Origin of the sequence: Chitinophaga ginsengisoli (assembly GCF_003014595.1) — a bacterium.
GTDB lineage: Bacteria > Bacteroidota > Bacteroidia > Chitinophagales > Chitinophagaceae > Chitinophaga > Chitinophaga ginsengisoli.
In genome coordinates this window covers 305,463-331,314 of record NZ_PYGK01000002.1, presented here as the reverse complement: position 1 = coordinate 331,314, position 25,852 = coordinate 305,463, and the positions used below count along the sequence as shown (strand labels likewise).

General features: G+C 46.2%; 19 protein-coding genes. 7 read left to right on the top strand and 12 right to left on the bottom strand.

Annotated features, from left to right (window positions below; all coding sequences use genetic code 11):
- The first annotated feature begins 445 nt into the window (after window positions 1-445).
- Window positions 446-1,369 carry a lysophospholipid acyltransferase family protein gene (locus CLV42_RS05855; protein ID WP_245901511.1) on the top strand — a complete coding sequence of 308 codons (924 nt, stop codon included), beginning with the start codon at window positions 446-448 and terminating at the stop codon, window positions 1,367-1,369.
- On the opposite strand, the gene CLV42_RS05850 is transcribed toward CLV42_RS05855, so the two are convergent.
- From CLV42_RS05850 to CLV42_RS05830, 5 genes are all read right to left on the bottom strand, one after another.
- A complete protein-coding gene (locus CLV42_RS05850) occupies window positions 1,366-5,100 on the bottom strand; it encodes an AAA family ATPase (RefSeq protein WP_106600963.1) in 3,735 nt (1,244 codons plus the stop codon). The two genes, CLV42_RS05855 and CLV42_RS05850, sit on opposite strands and share 4 nt — an antisense overlap.
- A gap of 4 nt (window positions 5,101-5,104) precedes the next feature.
- Window positions 5,105-6,349: an exonuclease SbcCD subunit D gene (locus CLV42_RS05845; protein WP_106600962.1), complete on the bottom strand. Its 1,245-nt coding sequence runs from the start codon at window positions 6,347-6,349 to the stop codon at window positions 5,105-5,107.
- 119 nt (window positions 6,350-6,468) lie between these two features.
- Entirely contained in the window at window positions 6,469-8,868 is a 2,400-nt protein-coding gene (locus CLV42_RS05840; protein WP_106600961.1) for an outer membrane beta-barrel protein, read from the bottom strand.
- A gap of 53 nt (window positions 8,869-8,921) precedes the next feature.
- On the bottom strand, window positions 8,922-9,968 hold the full coding sequence (locus CLV42_RS05835; protein ID WP_106600960.1) for a sensor histidine kinase: 1,047 nt from the start codon (window positions 9,966-9,968) through the stop codon (window positions 8,922-8,924).
- Window positions 9,965-10,639 (bottom strand): response regulator transcription factor, encoded by a 675-nt coding sequence (locus CLV42_RS05830; protein WP_106600959.1) that lies wholly within the window; start codon window positions 10,637-10,639, stop codon window positions 9,965-9,967. The genes CLV42_RS05835 and CLV42_RS05830 overlap by 4 nt, the downstream gene beginning before the upstream one ends.
- A 130-nt stretch (window positions 10,640-10,769) precedes the next feature.
- Between CLV42_RS05830 and CLV42_RS05825 the strand changes: the two genes are divergently transcribed.
- Window positions 10,770-12,857 (top strand): LTA synthase family protein, encoded by a 2,088-nt coding sequence (locus CLV42_RS05825; RefSeq protein WP_106600958.1) that lies wholly within the window; start codon window positions 10,770-10,772, stop codon window positions 12,855-12,857.
- Between the two features lie 2 nt (window positions 12,858-12,859).
- Here CLV42_RS05825 and CLV42_RS05820 read toward each other — a convergent pair whose 3' ends face one another.
- The 5 genes from CLV42_RS05820 to CLV42_RS05800 form a co-directional block, all read right to left on the bottom strand.
- Window positions 12,860-15,355 carry a cation-translocating P-type ATPase gene (locus CLV42_RS05820; RefSeq protein WP_106600957.1) on the bottom strand — a complete coding sequence of 832 codons (2,496 nt, stop codon included), beginning with the start codon at window positions 15,353-15,355 and terminating at the stop codon, window positions 12,860-12,862.
- Window positions 15,356-15,367: 12 nt separating this feature from the next.
- Window positions 15,368-15,979, bottom strand: coding sequence for an LOG family protein (locus CLV42_RS05815; protein ID WP_245901508.1), 612 nt, complete (start codon window positions 15,977-15,979; stop codon window positions 15,368-15,370).
- 142 nt (window positions 15,980-16,121) lie between these two features.
- Window positions 16,122-17,012, bottom strand: coding sequence for a DUF6544 family protein (locus CLV42_RS05810; RefSeq protein ID WP_106600955.1), 891 nt, complete (start codon window positions 17,010-17,012; stop codon window positions 16,122-16,124).
- A gap of 12 nt (window positions 17,013-17,024) precedes the next feature.
- The gene (locus CLV42_RS05805) at window positions 17,025-18,044 is read right to left on the bottom strand and encodes a zinc-dependent alcohol dehydrogenase family protein (RefSeq protein ID WP_211303392.1); all 1,020 of its coding nucleotides are present in this window, start codon (window positions 18,042-18,044) and stop codon (window positions 17,025-17,027) included.
- Complete coding sequence (locus CLV42_RS05800; protein WP_106600954.1) at window positions 18,037-19,077, bottom strand: zinc-dependent alcohol dehydrogenase family protein; 1,041 nt, start codon at window positions 19,075-19,077, stop codon at window positions 18,037-18,039. Before CLV42_RS05800 ends, CLV42_RS05805 begins: the two co-directional genes overlap by 8 nt.
- A gap of 148 nt (window positions 19,078-19,225) precedes the next feature.
- On the opposite strand from CLV42_RS05800, the gene CLV42_RS05795 reads away from it, so the two are divergent.
- Window positions 19,226-19,684, top strand: coding sequence for a pyridoxamine 5'-phosphate oxidase family protein (locus CLV42_RS05795; RefSeq protein WP_106600953.1), 459 nt, complete (start codon window positions 19,226-19,228; stop codon window positions 19,682-19,684).
- A 335-nt stretch (window positions 19,685-20,019) separates the two neighbouring features.
- Here CLV42_RS05795 and CLV42_RS05790 read toward each other — a convergent pair whose 3' ends face one another.
- Window positions 20,020-20,229, bottom strand: a complete 210-nt coding sequence (locus tag CLV42_RS05790; protein WP_106600952.1) for a YgaP family membrane protein — start codon at window positions 20,227-20,229, stop codon at window positions 20,020-20,022.
- Window positions 20,230-20,481: 252 nt separating this feature from the next.
- Between CLV42_RS05790 and CLV42_RS05785 the strand changes: the two genes are divergently transcribed.
- From CLV42_RS05785 to CLV42_RS05775, 3 genes are all read left to right on the top strand, one after another.
- Window positions 20,482-22,212: a hypothetical protein gene (locus tag CLV42_RS05785; RefSeq protein ID WP_106600951.1), complete on the top strand. Its 1,731-nt coding sequence runs from the start codon at window positions 20,482-20,484 to the stop codon at window positions 22,210-22,212.
- 103 nt (window positions 22,213-22,315) lie between these two features.
- Entirely contained in the window at window positions 22,316-23,122 is an 807-nt protein-coding gene (locus tag CLV42_RS05780) for an SDR family oxidoreductase (RefSeq protein WP_106600950.1), read from the top strand.
- Window positions 23,123-23,195: 73 nt separating this feature from the next.
- Window positions 23,196-24,104, top strand: a complete 909-nt coding sequence (locus CLV42_RS05775) for a helix-turn-helix domain-containing protein (protein WP_106600949.1) — start codon at window positions 23,196-23,198, stop codon at window positions 24,102-24,104.
- A 158-nt stretch (window positions 24,105-24,262) separates the two neighbouring features.
- Here the strand turns inward: CLV42_RS05775 and CLV42_RS05770 are convergent, their stop codons facing one another.
- A complete protein-coding gene (locus tag CLV42_RS05770; protein ID WP_106600948.1) occupies window positions 24,263-25,084 on the bottom strand; it encodes a universal stress protein in 822 nt (273 codons plus the stop codon).
- Between the two features lie 198 nt (window positions 25,085-25,282).
- Here CLV42_RS05770 and CLV42_RS05765 point away from each other — a divergent pair, with 198 nt between their 5' ends.
- Window positions 25,283-25,774: a hypothetical protein gene (locus CLV42_RS05765; protein ID WP_106600947.1), complete on the top strand. Its 492-nt coding sequence runs from the start codon at window positions 25,283-25,285 to the stop codon at window positions 25,772-25,774.
- Window positions 25,775-25,852 lie beyond the last annotated feature (78 nt).

Here is a 25,852-nt window from a genome sequence, read left to right as displayed (position 1 = left end):
TTAATTGTGTTTGATATAAACATCTGGTTCCCCGGAGTTTCACCCCGGGCTACAAACAAGGGGACTCCTAGCGGAGTCCTATTGTGTTTTGTTAATCATGCAATTACTTCAGATTTACTTCAGGATCATCACGCTGTAAGTAGTTCCGATACACTATGGGTATTTCTTACAACATCCTTTACCCATTTTTTTTCATAGTAAGGTCTGGCGTCTTTTATTCTTGCTGCTGATGTTCAATATGATAACTATAACGGGTGTACATCTTCCATGCAAAGAAAAGTTAAGATTTGATATTTCATATAAATCGGTTCTAAATTTGCGTTAAAGGACTGTCAGGATTATAGATATTATCCGGACAATGATTGCTAAAAAATGGGGAGGATGCCCGGTATAGAGCCCTCAAAAGGTCAAAGAGAAACTGCCTATGTATGACGCTGCTAATTCTATGAAGAGACCCGCAGGACTTGCCCACCACGAAATGAAAGATACAACTGTGGTCAGGCGCCGCAATCTGCTTTATGAGTTGTTATTTGTTCTTGTGTATTTGGTAAGCCTGTTGCCTGCAGGTATGTTGAAAATTTTACAGAAATTACTGTATTGGTCACTGTACAAAGTGACACGGTACCGCTATGACGTAGTGGTGCAGAATCTTTCCCGTTCTTTTCCCAGGCGGAGTTACAGGCAGATACAGGCCATTACAAGACTCTTTTACAGGCACTTAGGTGAACTGTTGATAGAGACACTGCAGTTGTTGTCCATATCAGAAGAAGCGCATCGCAAACAGGTCAATATTCATAATCCGGAAGTGTTGGAACATTGTCACCAGGAGGGACGGAACATCATTATTGTGTTGGGACACTATGGCAATTGGGAGTGCCTGAATATTTTGCCAAAATATCTTTCGTTCGACGTATATGCGGTGTATAAGCCGGAACCCAGCCAATTCATCAACAAGCTCTTATACCGTATCCGTTCAAGGTTTGGTATCAAGTTGCTGGCTATCAATGAGACGGCGCGTTTCATGCTGTCACACCGCGATCACCCCAATGCTTATATTTTCATTGCAGACCAATCGCCGTCTGTAAGGCCAAAGTATGAAACAGACTTTCTGCATCAGCTGACAGGGTTATTTACCGGCGCAGAGCAGCTGGCTAAGTCGCTGGATGCTGTGGTTATTTATGCCTCAGTAAGGAAACGTACAACCGGAAGGGGATGGGATGTTTACTTCTCCCTCATCACGGAAGATCCTGCGGATGTGGAGTCATATGAGATCACCAGGACCTTTGCCTGGTATCTCGAACACGATATCATGCATGCGCCGGAATACTGGCTATGGACGCATAAGCAGTGGGAGCGGAGGGAATCCTAGCCGCCCACCACTTCCACTTTACTCTTCCCATTCGCCAGTCTGATCACCTTGATCTGCGTAGGTATGCGCTCTGTCATTTCCTGTACGTGAGAGATCACGCCTACTTTACGTCCCTGGTTGTGCAGGCGTTCCAGGGCATCTACTGCTACGTTGAGGGTATCAGGATCGAGTGCGCCAAAACCTTCATCAATAAAGAGTGATTCTACTTTCATCTTGCTGGATGACAGTGATGCCAGGCCCAATGCAAGCGCGAGGGATACCAGGAAGGACTCTCCTCCGGAGAGAGAGAATACGGTCCGCAGTTCGTTGCCCATGTCTTTATCTAACACCTGTAATCCAAGGTTACCGGGGATTCTCAGCAGTTTATAACGACTGGTCAGCATCTGCAGATGCATATTGGCATATCCCAGCAGCATGTCCAGCGTGTATTCCTGCGCGATCTGCCTGAACTTTTTACCGTCTGCTGATCCGATCAGTTCATTCAGCTTGCTCCAGTTTTCATGTATGGCAGTTTTGGCAGTGATCGCCGCCTGCAGGCCACCGATCTTTGATTTGTTTTCTGCATCCTGCCGCAGTTGGTATTCAATGTTATTTTTGTCGTTAGTGATTTCTCTCAGTAGTTTACGTGTATCGTCTGAAAGTGTTGTTATTGCTTCCAGTGAGCGATCGCTCATACGTTTGTTGGTGTGATTGGTTACCTGCAGGGTCCTTTCATCAAGAGTGGCCTTGCTGGCAGTAACCGCCTGCCGGATAGCCTGGATGTCTTTCCTTTCCTTATCTATCCAGGTGGTGGAGTAGCTGAGGAGTTGTGTCAGTTCCTCTTCAGAAAGCGCCATGTCATGTTCTGAGGCATAGGTTGCGATCCATGCGGCAATCTCCTGTTGCTGTTTTTCGATATTACTTTTAAGTGAGGTGATATCTTTCTCCGTCTGTGTTTTAGTGGTAGTATAGGTAAGCAACTCGTCTTTCAGGGCCGTTACGGTTTCATGTGCTGTTTGCCGTACAGTGGTAGCTGTGTGGCTGGCCTGTCTGAGCCTGGTTTCAAAGACGTTGACATCATCACCGTTCAGCAGTGTTTTCCTTTCGTTGGCGAGTGTCTGTAACTGGTCGGTAAGGCTAGTTTGGGCATTGATCTTATTTGTGACGTCTGCAGCAATAGCCGGCGCCTGTCTGCGCATTTCGCCCAAGGCGGATTGTAGTACTTTGAGTTGCTGGTTATTATCGGTAATAGCCTGCACATTTTCTTTCCAGCGTTTAGCGAAGGAGCGGATGCTGTCATCAAATCCCTGTGGGTCCTTTTTCCAGTTATCTATCCATACAGGATTATTGAAGTAAGGCGCCAGCAGTTCTGTCATTACCTGTAAGTCCTGTGTAATGTTATCCAGCTGTTGTTGGATCTGCACCTGCGCCTCCTGTTTGCTGGTCTTTTCCCACTGTTTATCTTTCAGCTGCTCGCTGGTAGTCGACAGGTTACTGTTCAATGTATCCAGTTGCAGTTTTACCTGATCTGCTTCCCGCTTTTTTTCTTCATAAGATGCTAGTTGTGTATTGTTCTCGCGTTGTGCGGATAATAACTGTTGTACCTGTGCATCCAGCCATGCGGCCCGTTCTGTGGCGGGTACTGTGGCGCTTGTTGCAGCGAGCTGAAATGACAGCCATTGCTGTTCTTGGGCGCTTATCTGTTGTGCTCTGTCTGCCAGGGCCTTTTCATGTGTAGCGGTTTCCTGTTGTAACCTGTTGATCAACTGCGTCAGGCTGCTGATCTCACCGGAAAGGGTGTTATATGCACTGTTAGCTGCCAGGCTTTCTTCTTCCAGCCCTTTCAGGATGGTATGCGCAAGCGGATTTTCTGCAGCGAAGGGATGTTCCTTGCTGCCGCACACAGGGCAAGGTTCGCCGGGTATGAGTTGCGCACGCAGGGATTCCACATTCTCCGCCACCTGCAGTCTTGCCTGGTGAAAGAGTTTGTCTGCCAGTTCTTTCTTTGTCTGTGCTTCTTTCAGTTGTTCCTGCTTCTCCTGCAGTGTGCTGGTCTTTGTGGTCAGTTCCTGCCGGCAGGTATCATACTGCCGGGTGGTGTGTTCCTTTTCCCGCAGATTGGTAAAGAGCAGTGCCCAGTGTGCCCTGGCGGCATCAGCTTCACGGATGCTGGTGGCCAGACTGCTTTCTTTTGCTTTTATATCAGCAAAGGGGATAGCTGCCAGTGTCGTGTTCAGCTGCGTGTAAGCTGTGTGTAATGTCGTTCCTTGCTGCTGATATTTGGATACCTGCTCCTGCAGGCTAGTGATCGTTTTATCTGTTTCAGCAATGAATGCTGTGGTAGCCTGCTGATTTTCCAGCAGTCGTTGCTGCATGGGCAGCCATTTGGATGCATGGCCCAGCTGGGTAGTGATCTCAATAATATTCTCCGCAATATCCTGCCTGCTCACATGCTCTCTCTGCCAGTCTTCCAGTCTGGCGATACCTGCGTTGACCGTATCGATCTCCTGTTCCTTCTTTACCAGCGCTTCCAGGTGTGCGTTGTGTTGTTGTTGCGCGGCAGCTGTTTCCGCTTCTGCTGTTGTTACCTGTTTACCCTTTTCAATGATCAGGGTATCCAACGCCTTGGCCCTGTCAATATCGGGCTGATAACGCAGGGTTTCCTGCTGTCTGGCCGATAGCTCCAGGTTAGCAAGATCCAGCTGTTTAAGGGCTATCTGATGGCTTTCTGTGGTATGTTGTATATGGGAAGCCAGTTCCTGTAAGGCAGCAGATTTATCCGTCAGCTGAGCGGCCGATGCCTGTTTGGCTGTGATCAGTCCTCTTGCCGGCTGCACATTTTCTACCAGGGTAAAGGTGCGGATCCTTTCGCCTGCATTTTCCATGGCAGTCAATGCTTGCTGATAATGCTGTGCTGCCTGGTCCCTGTTTGCGGTCAGGACTGCGAGCGACTGGTGCCAGTTGATCTCGTTAGTCAGACCGGCAAGGATCTTTTCCTGCTCTTCTGTCTTTTGCAGCAAATCTTCGCGTTGAGCATTCAGTGCTTGTTGTTGTTCTTCCGTAAGACTGACAATGCCCGCTACCTGCTGTTTCAGGTTTTTGAGGTCCTGGTCAGCCTCTTTATATTTATCGAATACAGTCCGGGAAATTTCTGAATAGATATCAGTACCGGTCAGTTTCTCCAGCAGGGATGCCTTGGCATCCTTGTCTGCCTTCAAAAAGGCGGTGAATTCGCCCTGTGCCAGTAGCACGGAACGGGTGAACTGTTCGAAGTTCAGTCCTACCAGCCGTTCTATCTCTTTCAGCGTTTCTGTCTTTTTCCCGGGAACAGGGATATTGGTAGTAAGGTTGAAGAGGTCTACCGTGTCTGTCTGCAGGTTCCCGTCTATTTTATTGCGGGCCCTTTTGACGGACCAGGTAGCCTTATAGTTGTTACCATCGGTGCCGGCAAATTCCACTTCTGCAAATCCGTCTGCTGTACCGTCGCGCAGGATGCCTCTGATATCGCCCTGGTTCAGTTTATTGCCTGCCAGGTCCTGTATCTCGATACCGGTTTCTTTGGCCTGCTGGTAACGTGGGGTCTTGGCATAGAGCGCCAGGCATAGAGCGTCCAGCAAGGTGGATTTGCCTGCGCCTGTAGGCCCGGTAATCGCGAAGATACCCGCCTGACTAAGTGGTTCCTTGGTGAAATCTATTTCGTTGGTGTCTTCCAGTGAGGCCAGGTTCTTAAAACGAATGGCTAATATTCTCATGCGCTTACTGCTCTTTTGTGGTGATTTCCTGTAATACCTGGTTGAACAGGGTAACCAGTTCTTCCGGTGTCTCGCTGTTGTAACCGGTCCTGTAGATCTGCTTAAAAACGTCCAGCGGATTCAATTCGTGCAGCTGATTGGCGCTGATGCCGGTTTCTGCTTCATCGTCTGTTTCTCCCGACGGGTACCTCACGTCTATCCTGGCCAGCCGCGCATGCCTGCCGGCCAGCGCAGTCTCCACCTTATGACGCAGGGCCGGTTCAGGTCCTTCCAGCAATACCCGCACCTCCAGGTAGGGGGCGATATCGATATCTTCTCCCGCCTCTGGCAGTTGTGACAGCTGTTCCAATACTTCCGGCAGTGGCTGCGGTTTGGCTGGTACGCGGAGCAGCGCTGTGGTAACAGGTATTTCACACAGCTCAATATCGCCGATCTTACCTGCTGTAATATCGAAGGTGACTACCTGGTGCCGGTAATTCATTTCGGAGAATGACATCGGTAGTGGACTGCCACTATAGCGTATATTTTCTTTTCCGCCGATTTTCTGGGCCTTATGTATGTGTCCTAAAGCTGTATAGAGGATGTCTTCATGAAAGGCTTTTGCCGGTACAAATTCTATTCCTCCCATGATGACTCTTTCCGTCTTGTCGTGGTCCGACAGTTCGGCATCCAGTGTGTGCAGGTGCGCCATGGCGATGATACCCTGACCGTTCTGTTTTTTTGTCAGCGCATATTCGTAGGCTTCCTTATACAGGGCCGATACGCCATCTGCATACAGCGTAGCGCTTTCCGCTACTGCGGGATAGTCGCCCATGCGCAGGAAGGGGATGGCCAGGCACCAGAGAGCGGTATTTCCCTGTTTGTCTTTCACCGGGATGATCATCTTTTCATAATCGATGCTCCCATCTTCCCGGCGCTCTATCATGCCGACAATATGAATATTGGAGGATTCCAGCAGGGGCTTGGGCGCTTCCAGCCGGGCAGCGGAGTCATGATTACCTGCTGTGATGATGATCTGCAGGTCAGGTTGTGCCTTTACGGCTCTATTCAGAAAGGAGTAAAATAGTTTAATGGAACCCGCAGCAGGATTTGCTACGTCGAACACGTCACCACTGATGATCAACAGCTCAATGTCTTTTTCCTTAATGGTATCCACCAGCCAGTTCAGAAATTGCTGGTGCTCGTACGTTCTGTCATACTGATAAAAGGTTTGCCCGATATGCCAGTCCGCAGTATGCAATATTTTCATCAGATATTTTTTGCAAAGATAAAAGAGATTACGCAGCAGATCTGCGCTGCGTAATCTGACCTATCTGCAAAAATAGGCAATCGCGACACATTATGGCAAAGCGGTACGATGTCCGGTCATCAGAACTTATAACTATATCCTATGCGGATCACCTGTGTCTCATTGTAGTCAACACTGGTATACCGGAAATCCGTTCCTTTGATCTCCTTTTTTATCCGCAGTGTATTGGCAATATCTGTTGCATTCATGAAGATCTCGCCTTTACCCTGCTGAATGCCTTTTTTAATACCGGCGTCCACACCAAAACGGGCGAAGGTCTTTCCCTGTGGCACGAGATCTGGCGCCTGGTAAATAGCTGTCAGTTGCGCTTCTACCTGTCTGGGGAAATGGAACTGACCGTTCAGCTTGATGTTGCCGGAATAGAGATCCTGCCTGGAAGCACTGAACACATTCTCAACCGGGTATTTATTCACCACAGAGAAGGAGTCAATGATATTCCTGTAGCCGTTCAGATTCAGGTTGAACGTCGCCCAATTGGATACCTTCTGGGAGATGACCAGTTCAATACCGGTATTATAGCTCTTGCCGGCATTCTGGAAGATGTTATAGATCAGCGTGCTGCCTGGAACGGTACTGGCAATCCTGGTGATGGTGGCATTCATCCGTTTGTGATAAACGGATGAGAACAGGTAGCCGTTGTTCCAGCTGGTCTTATCGCCCAGTTCAAAGGTATTCGTGAATTGAGGACGCAGGGCAGGATTACCAACCTTGATGATCTCCGCATCATCATACTTCGGGAAAATGCGGATGTCACCTTCGTTAGGCCTGTCTACCCTGCGGTTGTAGAAAAATGACAACTTATTATTGCCAGACAGCTTGTAAGCCAGTCGTAGGTTTGGAAATGGCTGTGTATAATTGTATCCATCGCTTTTGTAAGTAGGATGAGTCGGATTGACCTGGTACGACAGGTCCACATATTCAATCCGCAGGCCGGCTTCTATCTCGACCTTGTTGCTCTCATATACGTAATTGCCATACAGCGCGGGAATTGTTTCCTTATACTTCGCCCAGCCGCCGGCACTCACGTCCAGTACGGAATGGAGGCCTGGTTTGAAGTCCATATTCACGGGAATATACCGGTACCGGAACTTCAGTCCGCCTTCAAAACGGCCATGTTTCAAAGGGTGTACATAGTCGATATTCAGGTCGGTGACATGTTCGTCAGACAGGACTCTGAATGAATCGAGGCCGGTATATTCAGGCATTATATTCGTAAAGAAGTATTTCTCATTTTCCCGGTGGAAAGTAGCATTCAGTCCTACGTTGAGCGTTCTGCCGGGTTCTTTGAAACTATGCTGCCAGTTGGCGGAGAAAGTAGCGGTCGTTTTCAACTCATCTTCCAGGAACTGCCATAGGCGTTGTCTTTCAGATAGGCTGCCATTGAAGAAAGGTTCATCACCCCTGTCAAGGATCTTTTCAGTGCCAAACAGGCCGGATACAGTAATGATATTGTCGCTGTTGACAGCCCAGTCCAGGCCTGTTTTTACTGTAGAAAAGTTGGTTGTCCTGTTCCTTTTGGTTTGTTGTTTTACTGTATCACCATTATTATAGAACCGGTCTACAAATTCGTTTTTATTCAGTGTTTTGGTATAAAGATCATCCGCCAGGAGGAACCAGTTAATTTTGTTCTTCCGGTAGTTCAATGACAGGGATGGGTTGATCTTGGGCGTACGCTCGTATTGAGGCCTGATGGTCGGGTAATTCTCCTTTTTTACCCATAGGGCACCTAAGCCGCCGCTAAGACCGATCTTACCATTAAATCCCTCTTTCTTTTCTTTCTTGTAGATGATATTGATAATACCGGCATTGCCATTGGCATCATATTTTGAAGATGGATTATTAATGATCTCTATCTTTTCGATGGCAGAAGCAGGGATGTTGTCCAGGCTTGTCTGACTTCCGAAGCCGGTCAGTGCGGTTTGCCTGCCATCTATCATGATCATCACTTTATTGCTACCTCTCAGCAATACCTGTCCATCCTGGGTAGTAACACCCGGAAGGTTTTTCATGGCTTCCAGTACAGAGCCTCCCGCCTGACTGATATTGGCAGCTACATTGAAGGTCTTTTTGTCCATTCTGACCTCTTCCTGTCTGCCGGTGACGGTCACTTCATTGAGTGATTTTGGATCCTGGGTCAGTGCAATATTTCCTATATCCTGGTACTTACTCAGTTGTCCTACATTGAACTGTTCAATCCTGGGCTGATAACCGATATAAGAGAACACCAACAGGTAATTACCACTGTTGATATCCGGCAAAGAGAAGCGGCCATCATCGCCGGTAATAGTACCCGCAATAAAGGCGCTATTCCGGGTTTTGAGTGTAACACTGACAAATGATAGCGGGTTTTTACCTGCAGCATCTTTTACGACACCTGTGACGATGACTTTAGGAGATTGTGCTTTTGCTACAGCGATTACAAACAATAACAGAATATGGAGGAACAATTTTCCTTTCATGCAGTAGGTTTATTTCCGCATAGTTACTACCTGATTCGAAAGGAAATCTAAAGTTAGAATTGTATGGAGAAGATATGGTACATATCATGAAAAGTATAATCCACCTTCCATCCATACCTGCTGCTGATCTGCTTCACCAGCGATAGTCCAAGGCCTGTACCACGTGTAATCGAAGAAGTGGTGGTACCAAAACGTTTGAATAACTGGTCGTTTTGTAAGGCTTCTGTGGCTGAATTGGCAACAGATAAATATTTATCACAGAGTGTAATAGCGATAGTACCCTTATTGACGGTGTACCTGATAGCGTTTGTTATCAGGTTATTGAGCAGGATCTCAATAAGAATTTTATTGCCTTCTATTGTTATTCCCGGTGGAATATCTCTTTTTAGTACCAGGTCTTTGTTTTCTGAGAAATGAGAGAAGGCGCTCAGTGTACTTTCCAGTAGTCCTGATAGGTCGATGAGCTCCCGGTCCATGAACTGGCTGTTCTCTATTTTAGTCAGCAGTAAGAGGTTCTTATTAATGCGGGCTACTCTTGACAATGCCTTATTAGCGTCTTCAATCAGCTCATACTGATCATCTGTCAGCAGTTTGCTTTGCAGTAAGAGGTCCAGTTTGGATTGTATAATGGCCAATGGCGTCTGCAGTTCATGTGAGGCATTGTCGGCAAATTCTTTCTGTTGCTTATACACAGCGATGTTACCGGCGATCAGTTTATTGAGGCTTTGGTTCAGTTCTGCAAATTCATTGATGTCTGTATCTTCAAAAACTACTGTTTGCTGTTGATCCAGGTTAAAGCTCTTGATCTTTGCCAGGCTGTTATAAAAAGGCTGCCATAAGCGTTTGGAGATCCGCCTGTTGATCAGCACAAAGCCGATTATCAGCATGAGGAAGAACAACATGGTGAGCATGGTGACAATCATGATGATCAGGTAGCGGTCTTCTCTTCCTGCTGCCGGTGTGAGTGCTATATGATGTTCATCCAGCTCGTGATGCCATAGTTTACTGAGGATGAAATAATAGACCGGGATACTGCATACGAGTACCAGTCCGGCGTAGATCATGAATCTTTTTAATGAAAGGTTCAGCAGTTTGCTCATATTTCCCATTTATAACCGGTACCGTACAATGTTTTCAGGTAGTTATCACAACCGGCTTCAGTCAGTTTCTTTTTCAGGTTCTTGATATGTACGTAGATGAAATCGTAGTTGTCGAACATGTCTGCTACATCTCCGGAAAGATGTTCCGCCAATGCGCTCTTGGAGATGACTTTATTTTTATTGCTGATGAAGTAAAGCAGCAGGTCAAATTCTTTCCGGGTCAGTGTAACGTTCTTCTCATTTACAGTGACGGTTTTGGCAAGCAGGTTAATCCTGAGTTCATTTTGTTCTATGATATTGACATTGCCAAATTGTTTGCGGCGGATAATAGAGTAAATGCGTGCGGCCAGTTCGGGCAGGTGGAAAGGTTTTGTCAGGTAATCGTCCGCGCCGATCTGTAATCCTTTTATTTTATCTTCCAGGGAATTCCTGGCAGAGATAATGATGACGCCGTCCTGTTTGTTCTGTTCTTTGATCTCTTCCAGTACCCTTAATCCGTCTCCGCCGGGTAACATCAGGTCAAGTAAGATGCAGTCGTAATCATGGATATTGATCTTATCGAGCGCCTGAGCAAAGGTAGTCGCATATTCGCAGAGATAATTCTCGTCTGAGAGGTAAGTGCCTATGCTTTTGGCCAGTGCCGTTTCGTCCTCTATTATTAAAATTTTCATCCGTTGAAAGTATTGATGCATTCTGAATAGAATCTGAAGAGGTATTCCTTCTTCAGATTCTATTCAGAATTTCTTCTAATTTACGACAGAATTGCTTATTAATTTTGCAGGTGGATTAAAACAGCAACCTATGGCCAAAGAGGAACAGAACAGGAAGTTCTCGGTTATTGTATTGATTGTAGCGCTACTTTTATTGCTATCTGCTCTTACCCGCATTATACTTCTTCTAGGGACACATGCTTCAGGTGTATCCGTAACACAATTTTCCGCCTCACTTTTTATTGGAATATTATATGATCTGTCGGTAGCTTCTTTTGTTATCATACCTTTCGTATTGCATGTATGGCTACAGAATAATTTCATTTACCGGAGAAGTGTATTCCCTTTTGTATGCCTTTTATTTGCTGGTGTGCTGGCCTTATTGCTGTTCACCAATATTATACCGAAGGATTATAACACCGATCTGTATAATATACTGATATACTATATAGCGGCGCGGTTTGCTATTTATGTCTTTCTATACCTGATGCCTTATTCCTTCCGTATACGCTGGCGTACAGGTGTCCTGTATGTGAGTACGGCCCTGGTCGTTTTCGTGCTGTTGTTCAACGCTGTAGCGGAATGGGCTTTCTGGCAGGAGTTTTCTACCCGGTATAATTTTATTGCGGTGGATTACCTGGTATATACTACGGAAGTACTGGGGAATATTACGGAATCATATCCTCTGGTGCCGATATTGAGTACTGCAGGTGTATTGACTATTGTTATTGTGTTCCTGCTGCGTAAGCCGATCAGGGCCAGTGTTGTCAGTCCGTTCCCTTTTGTAAAACGTTCTGCGGTAGCAATTAGCCTTTTACTGATGCCCTTGCTGGTATATTATGCCGTACAGGAGAAATGGCGGCATTTCAGCCGTAATGAATATGCTAATTCATTGGCGGGTAACGGCCTGTATGAATTTGCGGTGGCCTTTACGCAGAATGAACTCGACTTCTATAAGTTCTATCAGACGATACCAGATACTACTGCTTTCAGCTTATTGCGAAAACAACTGGCAACACCGAATAGTCATTTTGTAAGTAATGATCCTTACAGTATTGAAAGGGAGATTGCCTATCCGGGACCAGAGCGGAAACTGAACGTCGTGCTGATCAGTGTAGAAAGTCTGAGTGCCAGTTTCATGCATGCCTTTGGCGGTAATGAGAATATTACACCTTTCCTGGATTCCCTGGCGCAGCATAGCCTCTTGTTTACCAATCTCTATTCCTCAGGCACCAGAACAGTGCGCGGACTGGAAGCCCTTTCCCTGTCTATACCGCCTACACCGGGGCAGAGCATTGTGAAACGCCCCGACAACGGACACCTGTTCTCTTTAGGTAGCGTATTGCGTTCGCATGGATATACTACCCAATACATTTACGGCGGTTACAGTTATTTTGATAACATGAAGGAGTTCTTCAGTCATAATGGTTACAGCGTGATCGACAGATCTGCTATACCTGCCGACCAGGTGCATTATCAGAATATCTGGGGTGTGGCAGATGAAGACCTGTTTGATTTGTCCCTGCATGTACTTGACAAGGATAATCAAGCCGGGAAGCCATTTTTCGCGCATATCATGACAGTGAGTAACCACCGGCCATTTACCTATCCTGATGGCAGGATCGATATTCCTGCTGCCCGGCAGGTGAGGGAAGGAGCGGTGAAGTATACTGACTATGCTATCAATAAATTCCTGCGGGATGCACAGCATAAGCCCTGGTATGACAGTACTGTCTTTGTGATTGTAGCAGACCATTGTGCTGGTAGTGCGGGTAGTGTGGAACTGCCTGTCACGGGATATCATATTCCCATGCTGATCTATGCACCGAAGATCCTGCAGCCAAGGGAAGTAAATACGCTGACGGCACAGATCGATGTGGCGCCTACCATTCTCGGACTGATGAACCTGCATTACCGTTCCAAGTTCTTCGGACAGGATGTGCTGCATATGCCGGCTGAGAAGGAACGTGCTTTCATCAGTACTTACCAGGGGCTGGGATATCTGCGGAATGGTAAGCTGTTGGTACAGTCGCCCGTGAAGAATATACAGGAATACCTGCCTGATTTTAAGAATGGTAATGAGACCACCGTGCAGGTGGAGGGTGATCTGGCAAATGAAGCGATTGCCTATTATCAGAGTATTAGCTGGTTGCTGAAGCACCGCCGGCAAATGGAGTAATATCAGCGATAGGCTGGCAGACACCATTTATATATTTCGAACCAGGCAACACTGATAAAGCCGGTGATCAGGCAGATACTATATTCCGGGATATTTAATGGGACGAGTCCGAACGCCTGCCTGATACCAGGTGCCAGCTGTATTACGACAAGGAATAGTACCGACAATCCTATAATGAGCGGTGTCAGCGGATTATGGTAACGGATTGTTTTAACGAAGGTTTCGGTAAAGGAGCGGTTGGCGAATGTCAGGAAAATGTTGCTGATGATCAGTGTCATAAAAACCATTGTGCGGGTTTTCTCCAGGCTATGCTCCTGCATGTAGATACGATATAATACCAATACTCCTGTTGTGATGATCATGCCCTGTATGATACTGATAAAAAGCTCTTTTTTGCTAAAAAGGCTACTGGTCGTTTGCCTCGGTGGCATTTGCATGATATTATCTTCCACGGGTTCTTTTTCATAAAATAAAGAACAGGTAGGGCCCATGATGAGTTCAAGGAAGATGACATGTATAGGCGTAAAGATATTTGGATACTGCCAGCCCAATAACAGGGGGATAGTAGCAACAAGTATAATGGGGATGTGGATGGAAATAATATAGCGTATGGCTTTCTTCAGGTTGCTGTAGATCCTGCGTCCCTGTTCGATAGCAACGGGAATCAATGCCAGATTATCGTCTGTAATGACAAGATCCGCCGCCTGTCTGGCTATTTCAGTTCCTTTTTTACCCATAGCAATGCCGATATGCGCCGCCTTTATCGCCGGACCATCATTCACGCCATCGCCTGTCATGGCAACGATACAATTGTTTGCCTTCAATGCTTCTATTACTTTCCGTTTTGCTTCAGGATACATCCGTATATACAGTGATTCCTCTTTTACTGTGCGTTGGAGTGTCTCGCCGTCCATCTGCATGATCTCATCTCCTGTAAGGCCCTGGTGATAGCCAGTAATACCAACTCTGGACGCAACGTATGCAGCGGTGCTAAGATGATCGCCTGTCAGCAGCATCACCCTGATGCCCGCCTTGTACAGCCGCGAAATCACATCTGCAGCGGAGGCCCTTGGCGGATCATATAATGCGAGCAGGCCTTCCAGGTGCCAGTCTGCGTCGTCCTGCACTGCGGGTAAAATACCATCTTTTATAACAGCGCTGGCCACGCCAAGTACGCGGTAGCCTTTTTTACCCATATCATTGATATAGGCCGTGATCTTCTCCCTGGTAGGCTGGTCTGCATGGCATACCTGCAGGATGCGTTCAACGGCTCCTTTTGATGCAGCCAGCATTGTTTCTCCCTGGGGATATACATGTGTCATCATAGGAGGTCTGCCCTCCAGCGGATATTCATGTATCATATCGGGAAGGATGATCTGCTGTTTGTTATCCGCCAGAAATGATTCCATGATTGCACATTCCATATTATCGAAAGGATGCCGTTCGCTGGCCAGTGCAGCAATATAAAGCAGGTGACTGTTGCCAGGAGTGTCTTTTTCTTCCAGGTGATGCAATTGGTCGTTTATATGGTCGTATAGCATCACTACCTTCATCCTGTTCTCGGTGAGCGTGCCTGTTTTATCGAGGCATAAGACATTTGCCGCGCCCAGGTTTTCCACGATCTGTGCCTGCCTGGGTATAATGCCCATGCGGCTCATATAATAGGCACCCAGCGCCATAAAAGAGGAGAACGACACGGGTATCTCTTCCGGGATGGCGGCCATCGCCAACGTAAGTCCCATCAGCAGGCTGGCTGTCCAGTCGCCGCTGCGGATAAAGTTGACGGTGAATACCACCGCAAAGCCAGCGACGCCGAAAAATGCGAGCTGTTTTACAAAGGTCTGCGTTTGTCGCTGGAGGGCGGTCTTCTCATCTGGTGTGGAGGCAATGGCTTTGCCGAGTTTTCCCAGGGTAGTATTATTGCCTGTATGGGTTACAACTGCTGTACATGCGCCGGAATTGATGGTGCTACCCTGATAAAGCGGTGTTTTGTCGCCTGCCTGTTTTTCAACGGGAAAAGATTCTCCGGTGATCACAGATTCATTGACGGTAAGATCATTGGCGCTGAGGATGATGGCATCTGCGGGAATCATATCTCCTTCATGCAGCAACAGAATATCGCCTGGTACAAGTTCTGTTGTTGCAATAGTAGTTTCCTTTCCATCTCTTATAACAGTGGCTAAAGGGGCTGTGTATTGTTTCAGCGCTTCCAGGGCATGCTCACTTTTCATCTCTTCGTAAACGGAAATAGCAGAGACCAGCAGAATCGCTGTCAGCATCATCATGCCTTCTGTTATACTGTTTAACAGGAAGTATAATCCTGCGGCAAATACCAATAGTAAGAACATCGGCTCTGTTACAACATTCTTCAGTATTACGGGCAAGCGTCTCCCGGGCAGCTGCGTGAAGATGTTTTTTCCAAAGCGTTGCTGCAGGGCGTTAATATCCGAGGTACGGAGCCCATTGGTTACAATAGTATCAGAGATGTGTTCATTCATTGGAATACGAGGTCATTCACCTAATAATAAGAATTTCTTAAACAGTATATTCCGTTTGGAACGATATTTTTCAACTGCGTACTTCGCTATATGTTCCAGTGCTTCTTCTTCGGAATCTGTAAATAGCATGTATTTCAGATCCTGGCTTTCGATCATTCGTTCTTCCAGCATTTTATGGAAAAGCGGCATTAGTGGTTCCCAATAGCTTTTACCCATCAGTATAACGGGGAAGTCAAGGATCTTCCTTGTCTGTATCAGGGTAAGCGCTTCAAAAAACTCGTCCATGGTGCCAATGCCACCGGGCATGATAACGAACGCATAGGAGTATTTAAACATCAGCACTTTCCGTACAAAGAAGTACTGGCAGCTGAAATACTTCTGCATGTAGGGATTAGGCTTTTGTTCCTTTGGCAGGAGGATATTGCAGCCTACGGAATATCCGTTGGCTTCATAAGCACCTTTATTGGCCGCTTCCATAATACCAGGGCCTCCACCTGTCATCACTGTAAAACCAAGGCTGGTAATTCCCGCACCCATTTTGTAGGCGGCGTCGTAATAGGGAGTACCCGGTTTTGTTCTGGCTGAACCAAATACACTCACACAGGGGCCTACGAAGTGAAGCATCCTGAAACCCCGGATAAATTCAATGATTATTTTCAATAGGAACCCCGATTCACGTAATCTCGACCTTGGCCCTTCAAGAAAGTATTTTTCTTCGTTGGCCGGAAAGCCGGATCGGGGCACGGTACCATTTTTCTGTTGAGGTTTATTTATTTGAGAGATATTCATGCCGTGTATGTTGAGTAAGTTGATATTTCCTGTTTTCGTGATATTTTATGTCTGTTACTTTCAGCCGGAACCACGTAAACCTGCCACTTTTGAGCAACCAGGTTACCTGGAGGCGATTCGGTATGCGTGTCCCCTCAAATGTCTGATATGCGCCTGGCTCTGTTTCCACCAACCAGTCTTCCAGTGTTGTTTTGCCTTTTGCCGAATAATACCTTTTGGCTTTAAGGCTGACAAAATCTCCTTCCTCATTGAAGTGGAAGAGGGCTGATGCCGAATTGCCTCCATAGGTGATAGTCGCCCTGGCTGTTAAATCATCAACTTCCTCCCATTTGATATAATGGCTTACGGCTGCATAAGGAAACCATACTATTTCTGCGAGGTATCTTATCATACTTCCCTGGTCAATTTCAGGCCCTGTAGCATTTACAATGGGCAGCACTGAAAGAAGGGAGATGAGCATATGCCCTTTACCGTTAATATAGCTGTCTTTACCTGCCAGGTGCAGTGCGGGAAACATTTTTACATCTGCGGTCCAGAGGAAACCGGGAACGGCGGAGCTGAACCATTGCTCTGCTTTTACAGGCATCCATTTGCTGTTATCGCCAGTTCTCATTGCTCCTTGCTGGTAGAGATGTACGGCTCCATTGAAAGCCTTGTTCAACACGCCGCTGCGTGTCAGCCATAACACCACGACAGGAGGGAGGTGCCGTATATCGTCCGTAATTAGTATATCGGGACGTCGGGAGTTACATTGCGTAAATAATTTCTCATAGTCTGTTTCCAGCCTGCCATAGAAACATGCGTGCCTGTAACGAAAAATGAAAGCAATAATAATGGCTACAGAAAGCCATATCCATCCTGATAACATGGCGATAATTTTTTAGAGGTGATCAGGTATAAGCACTGCTGCTCCCTTTATCAGTCCTTTACGCAGGTCTTCCAGTGCATCATTCGCTTCTGAAAGCTTGTATTGTTGTATGCTTGTTTTCACCTTCGCATCTGCAGCGACTTTTAATAAGAGATCGCCGTCTTCCCTTGTGAGGTTTGCAACAGATTTTATAGAGCGTTCTTCCCAGAGAAGATGGTAAGGAAAAGAAGGGATATCGCTCATGTGGATGCCTCCGCAAATGATCTGGCCTCCTTTATCGAGATGAGACAAGGCTGTGGGAATCAGTGAACCGACAGGCGCAAAAATGAGTGCTGCATCCAGCTTTACGGGAGGTGCCTCGTCGGAGCTGCCGGTCCAGACGGCGCCCAGTTCGATAGCGAACATTTGTGCGAGCGTATCCTCTTTTCGTGTAAAGGCGTAGATGGATTTATGTTTATATTTTGCGATCTGTGTCAGGATGTGTGCGGCTGCGCCAAAACCATATATGCCGATGTGTTGTGCATGCTGGCTGATCATCTGCCAGGAGCGGTATCCTATCAGTCCTGCACATAATAAAGGCGCTCCGGCCGCCGAAGCATAAGCAGGTGGAAGATGGAAACAGTACCGTGCACAGGCTGTTGTATATTCAGCATATCCTCCATTGATGGTATACCCGGTAAAAAGGGCCTGCTCGCAAAGATTTTCCTGATCATGCTGGCAGTATTTGCAGCCACCACAGGTATATCCGAGCCAGGGAACACCAACAATATCTCCCGGCCTGAACTGTTCTGTATGAGCACCGTTTTGTACTACCATGCCCACTATCTCATGCCCAGGAATTAATGGCAGTTTAGGGAAAGATAATTCCCCGTCCACGATGTGCAGGTCCGTTCTGCATACACCACATGCTATTACCCTGATCAATACCTCGCCGCGCGAGGGGATCGGTAAAGGTAGTTGCCGCAATTGCAACGGTGAACGGGGTGTTTCCAGTACCATGGCCTGCATGGTACCGGGTAATCCGTTAGTCATTGGACAATATTACTTTAAGTGATTTCTCCTTTTCAGCCTGTCCGAACGTTTCATATGCCTGCAGGATATCTGTCAGCCGGAACCGGTGTGTAATTAGCTTTAAGGGATCCAGTTTCTCAGACACCACTGTCTTCAGCAATAAAGGTGTTGTAACCGTATCTACCAGTCTTGTGGTAATCGTGATATTCTTTGCCCAGAGGCTTTCCAGGTGTAAGGTGGCCGGTTTTCCATGCACGCCTACATTGGCTACACAGCCGCCGGGACCGATAATAGTGGTGCAGAGCTCGAAAGTAGCAGGTATACCTACTGCTTCAATAGCCGTATCTACGCCACGGTTGCCTGTAATGGCCATGATCCTTTCTACGGTATTTTCCTTTGAGCTGTTAATAGTATGGGTAGCGCCAAATTGCTTTGATACTTCCAGCCGGTTGTCATCGAGGTCTATCATGATAATAGCCGCAGGTGAATAAAACTGTGCCGTCAATAAAGATGCCAGTCCGATAGGGCCGGAACCTACTATTGCCACCGTACTACCGGGCTGTACCCGGCCGTTCAGTACTCCACACTCGTAACCAGTGGGCAGTATATCACTAAGCATCACCAGCGCTTCCTCGTTGGCACCTGCCGGTATATGATAAAGACTTGTATCTGCGTAGGGGATTCTGACATATTCCGCCTGCGTACCGTCTATCAGGTGGCCTAATACCCATCCGCCGTTCTCGCAATGAGAATACATGCCTTTCCGGCAATAGTCGCATTTACCACAGGAGGTGATACAGGAGATCAATACATGATCGCCCTTTTTGAAGTTGGTGACGTTGCTGCCTGTTTCTTCTATTACACCTACGCCTTCGTGACCCAGTATGCGGCCGTCAGTAACTTCAGGTACATCGCCTTTCAGGATGTGAAGATCTGTGCCGCAGATGGTCGTTTTGAGTATCCTTACAATGGCATCAGTAGGCGCTGTGATTACTGGCTTGGGTTTTTCTTCAAATGCTTTCTGGCCAGGGCCGTGATATACGAGTGCTTTCATAGCTTTTTTTTTAGCCAAGTTAGTGAAGAAGATCCGGGGGGAGAATGACGGAAGATAATGTAAGTAATGATTGTCATCATTGTCCTGTCTGTCTAAAAATCGTCTCTTTGTATTGTTTATTAATTGCTCACCTCTAAACCACATATATATGTTGGGTACGCTTTCACAACAACAGATAGATGAACTACTGACCAGGAATGTGACAGGCAGGATCGGTTGCCATGACGGAGATCGTATCTATGTTGTTCCGGTGAGTTATGCATATAATGAGAAATACATTATTGCCCATTCCCGGGAAGGGTTGAAAACAGAGATGATGCGGAAGAATCCCCAGGTGTGTTTTGAAGTGGACGAGATACATGATCTCAGTAACTGGAAGTGTGTGATTGCACAGGGTACTTATGAAGAGATCACAGATGAAAGAGAGCGATATTATGCGATGAAATTCCTGGTAAGCCGTTTGAAGCATCTGAAGATAAGTGAGACAGCGAAGCTGCCTCATATGGCCCTTGAAGGGGACGTAGCGGAAGATGTTCCTGCGGAAATACGTCCAATAGTATACCGGATAAGATTAGGCAGTTTAAGCGGACGGTTTGAATCCATATAGTGTTTTTTCTATGTTTTATGTGTGTTAATGAATAAGGTCTGCTGAAGAGCAGACCTTGTCTTTTTGGTGTTAACGACTACATGTTATTACTGTTATCTATGAGCGATGAAGACTGGAAATTGATTCTCAGCTATCACATCGGAAGCGAAACTACGTTTGAATATCTGTGAGAAGCCTGAGCGGCCGAATGCGCCGCTTACAAGTATCGGGCTGTCCAGATCTCCGGACAAAGTCGAAAGCGCCCTTTGAATAATGAGTTGCCGTCAAATGATAATACTATTTTTCTCATAGTAATTGTGGTTTTAGATGATTACAGGGATGTATGAAAAAGGGGATCATGCGTGTTTTGCCTGACATGTTCTGATGCCAAGAAGTGTGTATAAGGGGCAGACTGCCACAAGGCTTGTCAATATGAATACAGCGGCAACGATCATCAAAACAATAGCGGCAGTACCGGTTATTATTTTATTATAAAAGAGGAAGATGGCCGTTAATGCAAGTATGACCCTGACTACCCGGTCAAACTGACCCATATTCTTTTTCATAACATAAAGTTTAAGTGTTGAACCAAAGTTAAGTCGCAGGAGGTTTGGGAACGGTGACCTCCATCATCACAAAGGGTGATTATAATATGCGAATGCGGTAATGCGCGTTATTGAAAAGGCAGGTTATTAGGGATAGCTTTGAAAAGATTATCTGACATCCCCCATTATAAAAACACCCGGTTATGAGAGGCAATATTTTCTCCGAAGCTTATATGCTGTCAAACATTAAATCATCTGAAAAATTAATAGCGCATGACAACCATTAATCCAGCAATATCATCACGCTCTAAATTAGATTTATCTGAGATCTATCATCATATGGCTGCCTGTTACAAGTATCAGGGCCGTACAACTATTTCCCGGGTGTATGAAAAAATGGCCATTGAAGTGAGTATGCTGAGAGATGATATCAGCCGTTATTTAGCCCGCGAAAGCGAAAACCTGCTTCATTTGCCGGCGGATATAAAGAAAGATCTGGCTGAATTAGCGGCTACCGGCACGTTGAGAAAATACATGCGCCTGATTCAGAAGGTCCCCCTTGCATTACTGGAAGTGCTGGATGTAAGCGGGTTCGGATCTGCCCTGGTTAGAAAGCTTCATGACGAGTTGGGCATCAATACTATTGAACAGCTGAAATCTCTCATTTTATCTGGCAATCTAAAAAGGGTACGTGGCATTAGTAATGCAAAGATAGATCATCTGAAACGCAGCCTGAAGCTCTATAAGTCTAAAGGTTCCCGCTTATTGCTATGGGACGCTATCCTGCAGGGAAATGAAATACTCCGTGTGGTACGACTGATCCCCGAAGTGGAAGAAGCATCTCTTTCAGGTAGCCTGCGAAGAGGTGGTGAAACGGTGGGAGATATAGATATGGTGGTGAATGTAGCTGAAGAGAACAGGGAACGCTTTTTAGAGCACTTTATGCAGATACCACAGGTGCAGGGCCTGGCAGCTGCCGGCAGGAAAAGGGTTTCCGCCGTATTGTACAATGAGGCACAGCTGGATATCAGATTTGCAGATGATAGCTCTTATGCGGCTACGCTTTTGTTTTATACAGGCGCTTTGGAACATGTGAGCCTTCTTGCCGAACGGGCACAAAAGAAAGGGTATGAACTGACAGCGGAAGGACTTTTTGATGCAGCAACCGGTACCAGGATAGTGACTAAGACAGAAGGCGAAATATACAGCCGGCTGGGGCTTTCTTATATTCCTCCGGAACTGCGGGAAGGCGGACGGGAGATATTCAGAGCTGCGCGTAATTTGTTGCCAGACCTCATCAATACCAATCAGATCAAGGGCGATATGAGGGTGCAGACTGCCTATGGGAAAGGGGAAGATGATATCCCCTGTATTGCCCATTATGCGCTGAACGCATTCCCTCACTATGAATATATCGTTATATCCGATCAGCTATCTGCTGAAAAGTACGCCGAACAGTTTGCGGAAATAGACCGTGTGAACAGGATGATTGGGTTCTCCTTCCTGAAGAAAGGAATTGTTGTTGACATTGAGGAAGACGGCAGTACTGCTATTCCTGATCATCTGCTGCAACAGGCCGACTGGGTAACGGCGGTTATTACAGGAACAGATGCAGCGCATTACAGGAACAAACTCATACAGGCCTGTGAACATCCATATATCAACTGCATTGCGAATCCAACAGGGAGGATCATTGGTCAGCCGGAACCAGATACCCTGGACTGGTCACAGATTTTTAAGAAAGCCTCCCAGACAGGTACAGCACTCGAGATGAATGCACAGCCCCAGCACCTGGATCTAACGGATCATCTTCTTAAGGGGGCAGCGGAAAAAGGGGTAAAGATTGTCATCAACAGTAGTGCCCAGTTATGCAGCCACTATGACTACATGCAGATGGGCATCATCATGGCCCGCCGTGGTTGGTGCAGCCGGGAGCACGTGTTGAATACCCAGCACTGGGATGGAGTGGAGTATTTCAAACAGTCGGCCGCGGTCAATGCCTGAGTAAAGCTACAATTATTCCAATTCGACTAATTATTCTACCATTTTGGCTACGTCTCACTGCTGTATCTCAGTCAATTTTGCATAACACAATCAAAGCAAGTTTATGCAAAGGACAATTTTTATAACCGGAGCTTCGTCCGGATTAGGTAAAGCAGCAGCAAAATTATTTCACGCACATGGCTGGAATGTAATTGCCACCATGCGCAATACAGACAAAGAAACGGAGCTTACTAAACTGCGAAATGTAACTGTGAGGGCGCTTGATGTATCGGAATCAAAACAAATTGAAGAAGTAGTTAAAAGTGTTTTATCTACTCACACTGTTGATGTAGTGTTGAATAATGCGGGTTATGGGCTGATAGGCCCTTTGGAAGCGTTCAGTGAAGAACAGATTAACCTGCAGATGCAAACTAATCTGTTTGGTGTCATAAATGTCACAAGAGCTTTCCTGCCATACTTTCGGGAAAGAAGATCCGGAACATTCATCAACATCACATCTATATTTGGTCTGTCAGGATATCCTACCTGCTCAATTTACAATGCAAGTAAGTTTGCCGTTGATGGGTTTTCGGAGGGCCTGGCCCTTGAACTGGCACAATTTGGCGTCAACGTAAAAATTGTAGCTCCGGGTGGTATACAGACTGATTTTGCCGGACGATCCCTCCAGGTCGGTGTGCATGATGCCTATCAGCAATTAGTGGCTAAAGTAAGCGAGGGATATAGCGAAGAGAAGATCGCCAATTATACCAAGGCTGAAGACATTGCTGGGATTATCTATGAAGCAGCAACCGATGGTAAAGAACGACTGAGATACATTGCCGGACAGGATGCAATTGCACTGTATAATAATCGTTTAGAGCGGACCCCTGAGGAACAGTTTCAGGAAATGCGTTTGGACTTCCTTTTTTAAAGGAAAGAAGATACTGGCTCTTTCTGGTTTGCCAGTAGGCGCCTTTTTTTCAGAATGATTATCTTTGCAAGAGATGAAGAAGAGACCTGTCGTTTTCCATTCACTGTCCGAGCTGCACAGAGCAATGGGGCAACCGGCGCCAAACCACCCATTGCTCAGTATCCTGGATTATGGTAAGGCTACGTTTGATCCCATCGATTTTGAGCAGGGAATTATATTGGATTTTTACAAAATCTCGTTTAAAACCCATTTCTCAGGTCAGTTGAGATATGGACAGGGATATTATGATTTTGAAGAAGCGGGAATGTCTTTTATAGCGCCGGGCCAGTTATTACGAATGCAGGACGAAGAAGCCAACTATACAGGAATGTCTCTGCATATTCATCCGGATTTCCTGCGTCCTTATTTGTTAGATTCGAAGATCAGACAATACGGTTTTTTCAGCTACTCAGCTGCAGAGGCTCTTTATCTATCCGACAAGGAAAAGGCGACGATTCTGAGTATTTATGAATTTATTCAGGATGAGCTCAACGAACGAATTGACAAATTCAGCCAGGATGTGATGATCTCGCAGATCGAATTGCTGCTGAACTATGCGAACCGATTTTATAACAGGCAATTTATCACCCGCAAAGACGTAAACAATGACTTGCTTAGTCAGTTGGAAAGAATACTGGATGGATATCTTAATGATAAGTCGTTAATGAAAGGACTACCCTCCGTTAATTCTTTAGCGGAGAATCTGAACGTGACGCCGCGGTACCTGAGCGATTTATTGAGAAATCTGATCGGTTTGAATACGCAACAATTCATTCATGAAAAAGTCATTCAAAAGGCAAAAGATCATCTGGCAAAAAATGAGCTGACAATATCAGAAATAGCGTATTGCCTGGGTTTCGAACATCCGCAATCTTTTAACAAATTTTTCAAGACTAAGACCTCTCTATCTCCATCAGCCTACAGGAAGGGTTTGGCGAGTTGACGAGAAACTTCTGCAGGTTAGTTGCCTTCCATAATTAAGAATTATCTACTTGTTGAACTTGATCCGATGCGCTGTCGTTAACACCCAAATGGCCAGGATGGTCTGCATTTCAACAGACCATCCTGGCCATTTGGGTGTTAGCGACTATGTATTTACTGTTACCTATGAGCAATAAAAACTGGTAACTGTTTTTCTGCTATCACATCGGAAGCGAAACTGCGTTTGAATATCTGTGAGAAGCCAGAGCGGCCGAACGCGCCAGTTACAAGTATCGGGTTGTCCAGATCCGCCATCCAGGTACCGATGTATTCGCGTGGATTGGCTTCCAGCTCAAAAAAGGTCAGATCGCTGAAATGCCGGGCTACCAGTTCCCTGATATAATCTTCGTCAGGGATGCCCCTTCCTTCCCTTTTGGCCGCATATACCAGTGTGGTACTGGCTTTGCATAGTTCAGGGAAAAGGTAGGCAAACTGCCTGATGGCGTAGACTGATGAACTACTACCGTCATAGGCGAGTACGACGCTTTCAGGGTAGTTGAATTCTTCAGGTGTTATGAGCACCGGACATTCTGCGTCATGTAATGTGTCCCGCAGATATTCATTAGGACTTTCCGTGCCCAGGTTTTCATAGAACTGTTGGCTGCCCAGTATCATAAGGTCCGCATAGCGGCTTTCCTTTTGCAGTTCAGGCAAAGCGAAGGATCCGAAATCTGTATGTACGCGGTACTCAATCTGATGCCCGACACAATCTTCCTTAAACTTTGCAATATTAGCAGCAACGATATCTGCATCATAGCTTTCAACAAGTGGTGTGTACACTGTACCGCCAGCCTCTGCATAAACCCAGGTAGTGGCGAAGTCTGCCTGGGGCAGGAAAACACCCGTGAGCAGGATAGGCTCGTCTTCGTTCATTCTCCGGGCAAAGTCGAATGCGCCTTTCGAATAATGATCACCGTCAAATGATAATAATATTTTTCTCATAGTAATTGTGGTTTTATATGATAATAGGGTTGCTGATCCAAAATTAAGTCGTAAAGGATCGGAGAACGGTGATTTGCATCATGGCAACAGGTGATTATAATATGTTCATGCGGTAATGGGCGTTATTGAACAGGCCAGGTATTAGGGATAGTTTTGAAACGGATTATCTGACATTCCCCACTTTAAAAACATCCGGTTATGAGAGGCAATATTTTTTCCCAGGCTTACTTGCTATCAAATCTTGTTGCAGTGCTCATCGTGTATATTAGTTTTATAAAGCCTGTTTTCGGCAGGATGTGCATGTCTTTGCTATTCATTGCTGCTGCTGTAGTAAATAGTGTTATATCTATTTCCCACCCCGAGATTTACAGAACGTATGCCAGTCTTGCTGCTTTACCTGCCTATGAACAATTCATTAACGGGTTCTTTGGCCGGCACGTTACCAGTTTAGTGCTTTTCATTGCCGTCGGGCAGTTCGGCATTGGACTGGCGTTGCTATGGAAAGGTCCGGTAGAAAAAATCGCCCTGACTTGTGCAATTATTTTCCTGGTGGCAATAGCGCCTCTCGGCGCAGGCTCTTCTTTTCCCTGTTCTTTGATACTAGCTATCGCATGTCTGCTCCTCCTGAGAGAAAAAAAGATTGCGCCCTGGCCATTGACCATCCTGCATATTAGATCATCTGAAAATTAGCTTTTATGGCTATCACTAGTCCTGTGTAAAGGCTGTATTAAATATATCTGATTATTACTCATTACTATAAACTGAAAT